Origin of the sequence: Cupriavidus campinensis, from assembly GCF_905397395.1 — a bacterium.
Classification (GTDB): Bacteria; Pseudomonadota; Gammaproteobacteria; order Burkholderiales; family Burkholderiaceae; genus Cupriavidus; species Cupriavidus campinensis.
The window spans coordinates 1-13,038 of the sequence record NZ_CAJPVH010000089.1; the positions used below are offsets into that span (position 1 = coordinate 1).

12 protein-coding genes are annotated in these 13,038 nt (G+C 67.9%); 2 read left to right on the forward strand and 10 right to left on the reverse strand.

The window, feature by feature from the left end; all coding sequences use genetic code 11:
• The 8 genes from KHO18_RS26670 to KHO18_RS26705 all read right to left on the reverse strand — a co-directional run.
• On the reverse strand, nucleotides 1-205 hold a 205-nt coding region (locus KHO18_RS26670), incomplete at its 3' end, for a hypothetical protein (protein WP_211944195.1).
• A 113-nt stretch (nucleotides 206-318) separates the two neighbouring features.
• Nucleotides 319-1,011: a dipeptidase PepE gene (gene pepE / locus KHO18_RS26675; RefSeq protein WP_144203508.1), complete on the reverse strand. Its 693-nt coding sequence runs from the start codon at nucleotides 1,009-1,011 to the stop codon at nucleotides 319-321.
• A gap of 161 nt (nucleotides 1,012-1,172) precedes the next feature.
• Nucleotides 1,173-2,021, reverse strand: a complete 849-nt coding sequence (locus KHO18_RS26680; protein WP_211944196.1) for a phosphodiesterase — start codon at nucleotides 2,019-2,021, stop codon at nucleotides 1,173-1,175.
• Entirely contained in the window at nucleotides 2,018-3,085 is a 1,068-nt protein-coding gene (locus KHO18_RS26685; RefSeq protein WP_144203512.1) for an ABC transporter ATP-binding protein, read from the reverse strand. The genes KHO18_RS26680 and KHO18_RS26685 overlap by 4 nt, the downstream gene beginning before the upstream one ends.
• The gene (locus KHO18_RS26690) at nucleotides 3,078-3,962 is read right to left on the reverse strand and encodes an ABC transporter permease (protein ID WP_144203550.1); all 885 of its coding nucleotides are present in this window, start codon (nucleotides 3,960-3,962) and stop codon (nucleotides 3,078-3,080) included. Before KHO18_RS26690 ends, KHO18_RS26685 begins: the two co-directional genes overlap by 8 nt.
• Nucleotides 3,963-3,993: 31 nt before the next feature.
• On the reverse strand, nucleotides 3,994-4,812 hold the full coding sequence (locus KHO18_RS26695; protein WP_144203514.1) for an ABC transporter permease: 819 nt from the start codon (nucleotides 4,810-4,812) through the stop codon (nucleotides 3,994-3,996).
• Nucleotides 4,813-4,829: 17 nt separating this feature from the next.
• Nucleotides 4,830-5,864, reverse strand: a complete 1,035-nt coding sequence (locus tag KHO18_RS26700) for an ABC transporter substrate-binding protein (protein ID WP_144203516.1) — start codon at nucleotides 5,862-5,864, stop codon at nucleotides 4,830-4,832.
• Nucleotides 5,865-5,968: 104 nt separating this feature from the next.
• Nucleotides 5,969-7,060 carry a substrate-binding domain-containing protein gene (locus tag KHO18_RS26705; RefSeq protein ID WP_144203518.1) on the reverse strand — a complete coding sequence of 364 codons (1,092 nt, stop codon included), beginning with the start codon at nucleotides 7,058-7,060 and terminating at the stop codon, nucleotides 5,969-5,971.
• A 401-nt stretch (nucleotides 7,061-7,461) separates the two neighbouring features.
• Here KHO18_RS26705 and KHO18_RS26710 point away from each other — a divergent pair, with 401 nt between their 5' ends.
• The gene (locus KHO18_RS26710) at nucleotides 7,462-8,310 is read left to right on the forward strand and encodes an EAL domain-containing protein (RefSeq protein WP_244845121.1); all 849 of its coding nucleotides are present in this window, start codon (nucleotides 7,462-7,464) and stop codon (nucleotides 8,308-8,310) included.
• 13 nt (nucleotides 8,311-8,323) lie between these two features.
• On the opposite strand, the gene KHO18_RS26715 is transcribed toward KHO18_RS26710, so the two are convergent.
• Nucleotides 8,324-10,870, reverse strand: coding sequence for a penicillin-binding protein 1A (locus KHO18_RS26715; protein WP_211944197.1), 2,547 nt, complete (start codon nucleotides 10,868-10,870; stop codon nucleotides 8,324-8,326).
• 301 nt (nucleotides 10,871-11,171) lie between these two features.
• Here KHO18_RS26715 and KHO18_RS26720 point away from each other — a divergent pair, with 301 nt between their 5' ends.
• The gene (locus tag KHO18_RS26720; protein WP_144203520.1) at nucleotides 11,172-12,245 is read left to right on the forward strand and encodes a porin; all 1,074 of its coding nucleotides are present in this window, start codon (nucleotides 11,172-11,174) and stop codon (nucleotides 12,243-12,245) included.
• A gap of 147 nt (nucleotides 12,246-12,392) precedes the next feature.
• Here the strand turns inward: KHO18_RS26720 and KHO18_RS26725 are convergent, their stop codons facing one another.
• Nucleotides 12,393-12,701 (reverse strand): hypothetical protein, encoded by a 309-nt coding sequence (locus KHO18_RS26725; protein ID WP_144203522.1) that lies wholly within the window; start codon nucleotides 12,699-12,701, stop codon nucleotides 12,393-12,395.
• Between the last annotated feature and the right edge of the window lie 337 nt (nucleotides 12,702-13,038).

Sequence of the window (13,038 nt, forward strand, 5' to 3'; positions counted from 1 at the left end):
CTGAATGAGTATTTGCCCATATCTGTTCTGCGTACCTGTCGATACCCGAGGATCCTTGAACGCTCATTCTCAGCGATTTAGCTTGTCGCGTCGAACGACCGCTCCTGGCCGGAAGGAGCCAGTCGGATACACCAATCATTTCAATTGCGGCGAGCAAAAACACGTCAGAGCATTCAGTAAAAGCCGTGTCGATGCATACGCTCACCGCCACTCGTCGTTGTCCCGTCCGCGGGCAACGACTTGCATGTCAGGCGACGATCCTCCCAGCGCTGCGCGTCCTCAATCGTAACGGTCGTCCGCATCACCGCATCCCCGCAGTCAAGGCACCCCCAACACCCCGGCCGCCACATCCCAAGTCCGATCTCCCAGGAACCACCGCGCCGCATGCGGGCCGTGCAACGTGTGGTGATTACCCGACACGCGGACCCAGTTGCCTTCGGGCAGGCCGAGGACAGGGGTGTCGGGCGAGAGGGTGGTGAACTCGGCCAGGCGCTGGTCGCGGGTTTCGCCACGGAAGCCGGGCACCACGAGGTTGTAATAGTGCGGGTTGAGCTGGAACGGGATCAGGCCGAGGGCGTCGAGGCCGCCCGGGTCTACCACCGGCATGTCGTTGGTCGTGCGGATGCTGGGCGTGGCGAGGTTGGAGCCGGCGCTCCAGCCGATATAGCGCGCGGCGCCGGCGCGCACGCGGGCGGCCATTGGGGCCAGCAGCGCCTGCTGGCGCAGTACCTGGAGCAGCCGGAAGGTATTGCCGCCGCCCACCACGATCAGCGTGGCCGCGTTCACGGCCGCCAGCGGGTCCGCCTCGGCGTGCAGGCCGCGCACGGTGATGCCGATGGGCGCCAGCGCCTCGCGCACCTGATCGGTGTAGGCGTCCCAGTCACGCGTGACCCCGGCGTAGGGGACGAACAGCGCGTCGGTCCGTCCATCGGCCAGCTCCGTGATGGCCGCGTGCGCGTGCACGAGGTAGCCGTCGTCGGAGGTGGAATTGCTCAGCAGCAGGAGATCCATGTCGAAGCAGGTCGTCGTGTTCCGTTATGCGGAACCGCGATCCGGAAGTTGGGTAAGCCGACGATGGTACCCAAGGTGGCGGGCGCGTGACAACCGCCGCTCCGCCGATCTCCCTATATCTATCACTATCTATTAGTGTGTCTGGCGGATTCCGGCCCCGCTCAGTCGATCAGCCGCCCGTGGGCGTCGAAGAACGGGTGCGCCGGGCCGTAGTCCCCGCTGGCAGCCAGGTGGGTCACCAGCCCGTGGGCCGGGTGCCACCAGTGCAGCAGGTAGCCGGGCGGCTCCATGCGGAAGCGGGAGGCGGCCTGCGGGTCGAGGTCCAGCGCCACCTGATGGGCCGGCCCCGGCGCGGTGATGGCGATGGTGCCACCAAAGCGTCGCGTGATCTGGCGGTGCAGGTGGCCGCAGACCACGCGCTCCACCTGCGGGTGCCGGGCGATGACGGCCTCCAGCGCGGCGGCGTTGTCGAGCCCCTGCTGGTCCATGTGGCCGATGCCGGTGACGAAGGGCGGATGGTGCAGCATCAGCAGCGTCGGTTGGGCGGGCGCGCCGGCCAGCGTGGCATCGAGCCAGGCCAGCCCTTCGGGCTCCACGCGGCCGCCGGGCTGGCCGGGGACGGTGCAGTCGAAGCCGACCAGCCGCAACGGGCCCGCCGCCATCGCATAGTGGATGGGCGCCTCGCCGTCGCCATGGTCGAACAGGTAGGCGTGGTCGGGGAACACCTTGCGCAGCGTGGTGCGGTGGTCGTGGTTGCCGGGCAGCAGCCGCACCGGCATCGGCAGCCGTTGCAGGATGTCGCGCAGGAAGCGGTATTCGTCCTCGCTGCCGAAGTCGACCAGATCGCCTGTGATGATGACCGTATCGGGGATTTGCGGGGCCGCCAGCAGGGTATCGATGGCCAGATGCAGCGCGCCGGCCGTATCGACCCGCCGGTAGGACAGCTTGCCGCCGGCCTTGATATGGAGGTCGCTCAGTTGCGCGACGAGATAGGGTGCGGAGGCGGTCATGCAGCGTCGGGGAGGGTGATCAGGTGGGCGGTGTCGATGCGCAGGCCGACGCGCGCGCCAGCCGGCCAGCCGTCGCGGCGCGCGGTATCGACGATCAGCGGCGTGGCGGCGCCCACGTCCACCAGCAGGCGTGTGTGGTTGCCGAGGAACAGCGCGGTGACCACGGTGCCTTCCACATGGGCGCGATCGGCGCTGTCAGCGTGCACCAGCGCCACGTCTTCGGGCCGGAACATCAGCCGCGCCGCGGGCGTGGCGGGGGCATCGCTGGGCGGCCCCATCGGCACGCGGCCGCCCGGCACGCGCCACAGGCCCGCTTCGGCCTGCGCGGGCAGGTGGTTCATGGTGCCGATGAAGTCCGCCACGAAGGCGTTGGCCGGCGCGCGGTAGATCTCCTGCGGCGTGCCGGACTGGGCGATGCGGCCCCGGTCCATGACGATGATGCGGTCGCCCAGCGCCATCGCCTCGGCCTGGTCGTGGGTGACGTAGACCGCGGTGATATGGAGGCTGCGCAGCAGCTGGTTGATGTCCGCGCGCAGGGCGTCGCGCAGCTTGGCGTCGAGCGCGGTCAGCGGTTCATCGAGCAGCAGCACGCGCGGCTGCACGGCGATGGCGCGCGCCAGGGCCACGCGCTGGCGCTGGCCACCCGAGAGCTGGTCCACGCGGCGGTTGGCGAACGGTTCCAGGTGCATCATCGATAACATATCGCCGACGCGCCGGCGCTGCGTGGCGCCATCCACGCGCCGCACGCGCAGGCCATAGCCGATGTTCTCGGCCACGGTCATATTGGGAAACAGCGCGTAGTTCTGGAACACCATGCCCACGCCGCGCTGCTCGATCGGCTGGTCGGTCACGCGGGTCTCGCCAAACCAGACCTCGCCGCCCGCGTCGGGCGCTTCCAGCCCGGCGATGATGCGCAGCGTGGTGGTCTTGCCGCAGCCGGACGGCCCCAGCAGCACCACGGTCTCGGCGGCGCCGATGTCGAGGTCGAGCGGTTGCAGGGCCAGCGTGCCGTCCGCGAAGGTCTTGGCGCACTGGCGCAGGCGAATCGGGGTGGGTTCATGCATGGCGGGTCTCGGCGGAAGCGGTAACGGGCGTGGTGGCGGGTACCGGCGCGGTGGCCGGCTCGGCAGGTTCCGCGACATGGCGGCGTGCGCGCGCGCCCATGGCGCTGAATGCCTGCATCGCTACCAGCAGGGGAATGATCATGACAAAGAAAACGATGGTGTAGGCGGAGCCGATCTCCAGCCGCATCGACGCGTAGCTGTCCGCCAGCCCCACCGGCAGGGTTTGCGTGGTGGGGGTGTGCAGCATCCAGGTCAGGTTGAACTCGCCCACGGACAGCGTGACCACCATCAGCGCCCCGGCCAGGATGCCCTGCCGGCAGTTCGGCAGCACCACGGTGAAAAAGCGCTGCAACCGCGTGGCGCCCAGGCTGGCGGCGGCGTCTTCCAGCGTGCGGATGTCGATGGCGGACAGGATGGCCAGCACCGCCCGCACCATGAACGGCAGCGTGAACAGCACGTGGCCGATCAGGATGAACACCCAGCTCGTGCGCAGCGCCTGCCAGCCGCCATAGAGCAGGATCAGCCCCAGCGCGGTGGCCAGCCCCGGCACGGCCACCGGTAGCATCAGCAGTTCCTCGATCAGCCGGGTCACGCGGTTGCGGCGCAGCGCCATGTAGTAGGCGGCGGGCACGCCAATCACCAGCGTGCAGGCCAGGCAGGCCAGCGCAATGCCGAGGGAGAGGAAGATGGTGTTGCGATAAAGCGCCCAGACCTCCAGCAGCCAGCGCGTGGTCAGCCCGCTGGAGAGGCCCACGAAGATGTTGTTGGTCAGCCCGGCCAGCACGGATAGCACCACTGGCACGGTCATGAACAGGCAGACGGCCAGCGTGAGCGCCAGTTGCAGCCAGTAGCCGGCGCGGCGGCGCGGCTTCGTCATCGGCGGTTTCTTCATGGCTTTTTCGGGGTGCTCATGCGGTGGCGGCGACGGCGTCGCCCGAGATCCAGCGCGCCACGGCCAGCAGGGCCCAGGTAACCGCGCCGAGCAGCAGCGAGAGCGCGGCGGCCATGCCGAAGTTGGCGTAGTTGGTGAACTCGTTGTAGATGGTCAGCGGCAGCACGTCGAGCTGCGTGGCGAGTGTGAACGCCGTGCCGAAGGCGCCCATGCTGGTGGCGAAGCAGATCGCCCCGCTGGACAGCATGGCCGGCATCAGCGCGGGCAGCATGACGTCCCGCACCACGCGCCACGGGCTGGCGCCGAGCGAGCGCGCGGCTTCCTCGAGGGACGGGTCGAGCTTCTCCACGGCGGCCATCACGGTCAGGATCACGCGCGGGATCGAGAAATACAGGTAGCCGACGAACAGCCCGGCCAGGCCGTAGGCGAAGGTCCAGCGCTCGCCGGCCAGCGCGTCGCCCACCATCGCCAGCAGGCCGTTGCGCCCGCCGAGCATGATGACCATGAAGCCGATCACCACGCCGGGAAAGGCCAGCGGAAAGGTGAGGATGGCCACCAGCACGGGTTTGCCGGGCACCGCGTGGCGCTGCAGGAAGGTGCCGGCGATGCCGGCAATCACCAGCGTGGCCAGCGTGACGGCGGCGGAGAGCGCCACCGTCACCATCAGGCTGTGCAGGTAGCGCGCGCTGGTCAGCACGGTCCAGTAGACGCCTGCGCCCTGCTTGCCGGTGACGCTGACCTCGATCAGGCGCGCCATCGGCAGGCAGAAGAAGGCCAGGAACACCACCAGTGCCGGCAGGGCGAACAGGAACAGCGGGAGAGAGCGCTTGGTCATGGCAGTGACGCAGGGATTTACCGCACTTCCTTCATGTACTGCTCGCTGAACGCCTTCTGCGCGGCGGCCATCTTGCCGAAATCGACCGGCTTGGCGCGAGCGTAGTCCGCCGCCGGCAGGAAGCGCGCTTCCACGTCCTTCGGCATCGGCACGTTGCGCACCGGGCGCAGGTAGGCGTTGGCCCACAGCGCCTGGCCGGCGTCGGACAGCACGAAGTCCAGCACCTTGCGGCCCTCGGCCGGATGGGGCGCGTTGTTGACCAGGCTCATCACGTAGGGCACCACCAGCGAGCCTTCCTTGGGGATCACGAAGGCCACGTTGGCGCGGTCCTTGTAGCGGGCGCGGTAGGCGTTGAAGTCATAGTCGAGCAGGATCGGGATCTCGCCGGACAGCACGCGCGCGTAGGCGGTCTGCTTGGGTACGATCGGCTGGTTCTTCTGCAGGTCCTTGAAGTACTTGTAGGCCGGCGCGAAGTTGTCCAGCGAGCCGCCCAGGGCCTGGTTCACAGCCACGGCGCCCACATAGCCGACGAAGGCGCTGGACGGGTCCAGATAGCCGATCAGCCCCTTGTATTCCGGCTTGAGCAGGTCTGCCCACGACTGCGGCACCGGCTTGCCGCGCAGCGCATCCACGTTGACCATGAAGCCCAGCGTGCCCGAGTGGATGGCGAACCAGTTGCCCTGCGGGTCTTTCAGGCCATCGGGGATGTCGCCCCAGTGGGCCGGCTTGTACGGCTGGGTCACGCCGTCGGCCTTGGCCTGGATGCCGAAGGTGACGCCGAGGTAGGTCACGTCCGCCACCGGGCTGGCGCGCTCCGCCACCAGCTGTGCCAGTGCCTGGCCCGAGTTCTTGTTGTCGAGCGGCACCGTCACGCCGGTCTTTTCCTTGATGGCGCGGATCTGCGCGGCCCAGTCGGCCCATTCGGGCGGGCAGTTGTAGCAGATGGCGGTCTGCGCGGCCGCGCCCTGGCTGAAGGCGATGCCGAAGGCGGTGGCTGCCGCGGCGGTGGCGAGCCAGCGCAGCGGGCGGCGCCAGGAAAGTTGCGTGGTCATGTCAGGGCTCCCGGTTTGAGATCGATTGGGTTTGAGATCGATTGGATAAGGACAGCAGGACAGCAGGGCGGCAGGCGAAACGGTCAGGCGGTCAGGCGAAACTTTCAGGACGCAGGCGGCGCGGCCACGGTGCCGGCCACGCGCAGCCCGTGGGGCAGCAGGGTCACGCAAGGGGCGGACGCGGACAGCGCCTCGGGGCGCGTGCCGGCGTGCAGGCGCTTGAGCAGCAGGCGCACGGCGGTGGCGCCGATGTCGGGGTTGGGCTGCACCACGGTAGCCAGCGGCGGCTCCACCAGCGCGCCGAGCGCGATGCCGTCGTAGCCGAGCACGGAGACGTCGCGCGGCACGCGCAGGCCCAGGCGCTTGAGGTCCGAAATCACGCCGATCGCCAGCAGGTCGTTGGTGCAGAAGAAGGCGGTGGGCGCGGCGGAGGCGCCCATCAGCGCGCCAATCCGCTCGCTGTGGCTGGCGGTATGGGAGGGCAGGTTCACCGGCGGCAGCGGCGGCAGGCCGTGGGCGCGCATCGCATCCTCGTAGCCGGCAAACCTTTGCCGGGCGCGGTCAGATGCCATGAACGCACCCGACACCACCGCGATGCGCCGATGCCCGGCGGCGATCAGCGCGTTCACGCCCTCGCAGGCACTGGTGCGGTTGTCTACGGAGACCGAGTGCCGCCGGCCCGCCGGGCTGGCCTGGTTGTAGGCCAGTACGTAGGGCACGGCTTCACTGTCGAGCTGGTCGAGCACGGCGCTCTGCGCGGCGTCCGAGACGGTCAGCACCATGCCGTCCACGCGGTGGCGCAGCAGGTATTCCACGCGCTCGCGCTCGCGGGCGGGGTCGTAGCCGCTGGTCACCAGCATCAGCGAATAGCCGGTGGCCAGCGAGACTTCCTCGATCCCGGCCCAGCATTCGGCGAACACGGCGTTTTCCAGCGTGGGCAGCATCACGCCCAGGATGCGGGTCTGTTGCGAGCGCAGCTTGGCGCCGAGCAGGTTGGGGCGGAAGGCGAGCCGGCGCGCGGCGTCGTGCACGCGCTGGGCGGTGCTCTCGCGCACCAGCTGCGGATGGCTGAACACGCGCGAGGCCGTGGCCAGCGAGACGTCAGCGGCCAGCGCCACGTCTGCCAGCGTCACGCCATTGCCGCGTTCGCCTTCGGTATCGGCAGACAGAAAAACGGAGCGGCGGGCGTTAGGCATGGGCGGTGTCGGCGGTCAGGCGGCGAGCAATGAAAACGTTTTCATTGAAGCGCCAAAAAATCAGGCGTCAAGATATTCCGTCGCTGCAGTGCCGCATTGGCGGCAGGCACGGCGGACTTGCGCCTGGTGATTCGGGGTGGATTCTCCGACGGTTTCGTGACGCCGGCGTGACAGCGCCCATGCGTCTTCCGTCACAAAATTGCCACAAAAGATCGGGAATATGCCGGACCGGGCGCATGGACGCAGCCTCTGGCAGACGCGCCCGGTGTGATGAAGAGTGCACGCTGTATGGGAACCCCCCTGCAAGTGGGGGATCAAGTTGCGTCTTGGGCGCGCCGTTAGCCAGCAGTGGGAGTGGCTTTTGCCCACAGCACGATCCACAGCCAGTTTGAGTGCAAGCCTTGTCGCGACCTCTGACGCCTACTATTGCCGATTGCCTCGAACACCAACGCCTGCGGCCTGTTTTCCAGCCGATCGGGTCGCTCGCCAATGGCGAGATCATTGGCTACGAGGCCCTGATCCGCGGTCCCGCCGGGACGCCGCTGGAGAGCCCCGTCGCGCTGTTCGCTGAAGCGGCGCGCGTGGGTTGTCTGGTGCGGCTCGAGCGCCTGGCATCGCGCATCTGCATTGCCGCGTTCATGCGCGCCGGGCTGCCCGGCAAGCTCTTCATCAACTACAGCGCCGATTCGATCCGCGAGGTGGATAGCCATCGCGACGAGGTGCGCGCCTTCCTGAAGACCCACGGCATATCTTCGGACCGCATCGTCATCGAGCTGACCGAGCAGGCGCCGCTGGGCTCGCTGGAATGCCTGTCGCGCGCGGTGGAGTCCATCCGTGGGCGCGGCGCCCAGTTCGCGCTGGACGACTACGGCACCGGCCACGCCAGCCTGGGGCAGTGGATCGCCCTGAAACCCGATTACGTGAAGATTGCCCGCGTGGTGGTGGATGGCGTGGCGACATCGCCGTTCCAGCAGGAGGCGCTGCGCGCCATCCGCAGCCTCGCCGATAGCAGCGGCACGGCGCTGGTGGCGGAGGGGATCGAGCACGAAGCCGATCTGCGCATCTGCCGCGACCTTGGCATCGACTATGCGCAGGGCTATTTGCTGGCGCGGCCCACGGCCGAGCCGCCGCTGACGATTTCGGAAGACGCCTTGCGCGTGATCCGTTCCGGCCCGGTGGAGGTCTTGCCGGGCGACAAGGTGTCCGAGCCGGGCAGCAACGCCGTAACGCGCCTGCGCTCCGGCGAGTAAGCCCGGGTCGTCCTTAGCGGACGGGGGCCGGCGCCATCGCCGGGGCCACGGGGAACGGGGATGGCACGCCTGGCGCGGACGCCATCGCCGGTTCCGGCTCCGATGCCGGCAACACCTCCACGACTTCATTGGGATCGAGCGCCATGCCGGGCTCGGCGGACTCCGCGTGCTCGGTATTTGCGCCGCCGCCTTGCCCATTCCCAGCCATTGCCGCCGAGGCACCCGAACCACCTGAACCACCCGAACCACCTGAGCCTACCGATGGCATGGCCTCCGCCTCCGTGGCCGGCAGCACCGGCCGGCGCGGCGCGGGGCGCGGTGTGGCCGGCGCCTGATCGGACTTGTTCGAGGCGAACAGCCGCTGGAACCAGCCCCGCACCTGCCCGGTGATCGAGGTGTACCAGGTCTTCTCGTCCGCCTCGGCAAACCGCGCACGACCGTCGATGACCCGCGTGCGCAGGGCGCGCTGGTAGAAATCGCCGACGATGGGCAGCGCGCTATGGGCGCCCTGGCCCCAGTAGTCGCTACGCAGCGTCACGCGGCTGTCGTTGAAGCCCACCCAGGCGCCCGCCACCAGTTGCGGATGCATCAGGATGAACCAGCCGTCGGCGTTGTCCTGCGTGGTGCCGGTCTTGCCGGCCACGTCGGCGCGAATGCCGTAGCGGCTGCGGATGGCGGTGCCGGTGCCCCGGTCGATCACGTCGCGCATCACATCGACCAGCGTCTCGGTGGCCGTGGCTGACAGCGCGCGCTCGGGCGAGGGTTCGCGGAACTGCGCCAGCACATTGCCCTCGCGGTCCTCGATGCGCGTGACCATGGTTGGCGCGAGGTACCGGCCGCCGTTGGCGATGGTGCCGTAGGCCGACACCATTTCCTTGAGCGTAACCGGGCTGGTGCCCAGCGCCAGTGACGGCACCGCATCCAGCTTGCTCTCGCGCACACCCATGGCCCGCGCCAGCCGCGCCACGCGGTCTGGCCCCACGGCCTGCACCAGCTGTGCGGTGATGGTGTTCTTCGAATAGACCAGGCCGTCGCGCAGGCTCAGGGCGCGGCCCGTGGCGGGGGACTCGTCGGTCGGGCGCCAGATCTCGCCACCGGCCAGTTGTATTTCCACGGGGTTGTCGAACAGCGTTTCCTCGGGGGCGTGGCCGTGCGCGAAGGCTTCGCCGTAGACGAAGGGCTTGAACGTGGAGCCCGGCTGGCGGCGCGCCTGCGCCACGTGGTCGAAGGCATCGACCGTGAAGTCCCGGCTGCCCACCCAGGCGCGGATGGCGCCCGTGGACGGGTCCAGCGCCATGAAGCCGGCCTGCACGCGCGTCTTTTGCTGGCGCAGCGCCTGCATGAAGGCGCGGTCGGCGAAGAGACGCTTGAGGGCATCTTCCTCGCTCTGGCCACCGGCCACGGCGGCGCGGAACTCGGGCGTCTCCCGCACGAAGGCCTGCACCAGCACCCGGCTCTCCGCCCAGCCCGCGCGCGGCGCCCAGGCCGCGTTGGCAATCGACTGGAGCTGGTTACCCTGGCGCGTCACGGCCTGGTTGGCCATGGCCTGGAGGCGCGAGTCGATGGTCGTGTGGACCACCAGCCCATCGGTATAGAGGTTGTAGTCGTTGCGGTCGGCCCAGCCGATCAGCCATTTGCGCAGCTGCTGGGCGAAGTGGGCGGCCGGGCCGGGGGCTTCGGTCTGGCGCTCGAAGTCGATCCGCAATGGCCGTTTCTTGAGATTCTCGAAGCGGCCGGCGTCGAGCTTGCCGCGCTTGACCATCTGCGCCAGCACGATATTGCGCCGCTCCAGCGCGCGCTCGGGGTTCAGCACCGGGTTGTAGTAGCTGTTGCCCTTGAGCATGCCGATCAGCGTGGCGGCTTCCAGCACGTCGAGCTTGTCGGCGGATTTGTCGAAATAGGTGCGCGCGGCCATCTCGATGCCGAACGCGTTGTACAGGAAGGGCACCGTATTGAGATACGTCTCAAGGATCTCGTCCTTGGAGTACAGCGCCTCGATCTTGAACGCCGTGATCGCCTCCTTGAGCTTGCGCGTCATGGTGGGCGCACGGCCGATGTCCTCGGGATAGCGGTTGCGGGCCAGCTGCTGCGTGATGGTGGAGCCGCCCTGGCGGTCGCCCGAGAAGGTGTGGAGCGCGGCGGAGGCGGTGCGGCGCAAGTCCAGCCCATGGTGCTGGTAGAAGCGGTGGTCCTCGGTGGCGATCAGCGCATCGACGACATTGGGGGAGATGTCCTTGAGCGCGACCCAGTCGCGGTTGGCCCAGCGGTAGACGGCCAGCTCCTTGCCATCGGCGGACAGTACCTGGGCCGGTTGCTCGGACTTGGCCTTGCGGATGTCGCTGATGCCCGGCGTGAACGGAATCAGGACCAGCACATAGAGCAGGAACAGCGCCGGGATGGCCGCCGCGCCCAGCAGGACTTCGCGCCGGGTGGGCCGGCGCAGCCGCTGGATTGCCGGTTGCAGTATTGGCAGCCACCGCGATTGCAGGTGGGCGCGCAGTCGTGCAAGCGGGGCGGCAAGCCTTGGCTTGATGGGTCTTCTGATGGGGTCCAGGGGCATGACGCAGGCATGTTGCGTCCGCATCACAACGGGTCCGCTCGCACGCCAATCTCGAAAGGTGTGAATCCTACCAAATCACGGGTCGGGAAAACCCGGATTTTGCGTAGTTCCCGGGTGCGTATCCCCCGGTAGGGGGGTGTTGCAGTAATGCCTACGACACATTCGTTTCATATTGGGTTGTAACAATCCGCTCGCCCCCCAGAGACCCGCACGGGCATCCGGTGCAGCAAGGCGCCGCCGCGCGCCCGCCGCGACCGGAACGGGGAAGCATCTCAATGTCTTAACAAAACGAGAAACCACAGTGAAGAAAGCTCTATTTGCCCTGGCGGCAGCCGCTACCTGCGCAACGTCCGGCGCAGCCCTCGCCCAATCCGCGTCCAACGTCACCCTGTATGGCATCGTCGACGCCGGCGTAGAAGTGGCGAGCCACGTGCCGGGCGGCAATGGCCAGACGGCCGTGCGCATGAACTCGGGCAACCTGTCCGGCTCGCGTTGGGGCCTGCGTGGCGTGGAAGACCTCGGTGGCGGCCTGAAGGGCATCTTCACCCTGGAATCGGGCTTCGATATCGACACCGGCGTGTCCGGCCAGGGCAACCGCCTGTTCGGTCGCCAGGCCTTCGTCGGCCTGCAAGGCAGCTTCGGCGCGGTGACCCTGGGTCGCCAGCAGAACTCGCTGTATGACCTGTTCGGTGCCTATGACCCGATGGGCGTGGGCCCGCGCTACTCGCTGAACAGCGTCGATTCGGGCTTCAACGGCCGCGCCGACAACGCCGTCAAGTACACCGGCAAGTTCGGCGGCCTGACCGCCACGGCCTTCTACAGCACGGGCCGCGACGCGGTGTCCGGCTCGCCGGGCGAAGTGCCGGGCGACTACAAGGCTGGCCGCAACGTGGGCGCAGGCGTGGCCTACACCGCCGGCGGCTTCTCGGTCGGCACGGCCTATGACCAGTACCAGGGCGCCACGTCGGCTACGTCCGACCGCGCTGTCAAGCGCCTGGCCGTGGGCTCGTCGTACGACTTCGGCGTGGCCAAGGTGTTCGCCGGCTACCGCTGGATGCGCGATGACGGCATCGCCACCCCGGCCACGGCTGCTGCGCGCAGCAACGTCTACTGGCTCGGCGGCCTGTACCGCGTGACGCCGGCCCTGTCGCTGACCGGCGCCGCGTACTACACCGATGCCAACGACAGCGGCAACGATCCGTGGATGTTTGTCCTGTCGGCCGACTACGCGTTCTCGAAGCGTACGGACGCTTACCTGAACGTTGGCTACGTGCGCAACAAGGGCACGTCCAGCCTGGGCCTGAGCGGTGTTGGCACGGCCGTGGCCGGCCAGAACCAGACCGGCGCAGTCGTCGGCGTGCGTCATCGCTTCTAAGCATCGCGCTTGAGCGAGAACCGGCAGGCGAGGCCTTTCCCCTCGTCCTGCCGGAAAGCACAACGCCCCTTACCCGGCTTGGCGGGAAGGGGCGTTCTGCTTGTTGTGTTCGGTATTTTCGGTATTGGGAGGCGGCGCGGGAAGGGATCAGACGGGCCGGGCGTTGCCCGCGTCCGCGGCGCGCAGGCGCTCCAGCGCCTTGGTCAGCATCGCACCTTCTTCTGCTTCAGCGGTGTGGCACAGCGTGTTGATGGCCTGATGCAACTGCGTCTTGTCGTGCGGCGAAAGCATGTCGGCTTCTTCCATGGCCTCCAGCTCCTTGCCAACGCGCTTGGCAAGCTTGCGCACGAATTCCGGATCGAGCTGCCCCTGGCTGGCGCCATGGGCAAGGTGGTAGACGAGGGCAGCTAGGCCCTCTGGCGTCGTTTCCGTCACGGCAATGGGATGGCGTTTCATGGCAACTCCGAGTTAAGGGCCGTTTCATTCTAACGATGGATCAGGCCGCGTAGTTTTCGAAATTTGCGTCAGCAGAGGCTGGATGTGCGTGATGCTGCCCGCTGGCGACTTATTACGGAAATATTGCATCCGCAGAATGTCATCTTGTTGAGCCCGCTGAAGATACCGCACTGAATAAATGCGACCGGAGGGGTTGCCACGGGCCGACAAAACCACCGCCTGGCCGATGTCCACGGCAAGCCATAGAGCTGCCGGGATGGGCCGGGTGGATTGCCAAGTAGCGGGGAATCAGAGCCGTCCTGAGGACGGCTCTATTTGTTTGTGCGCCGGCACATTT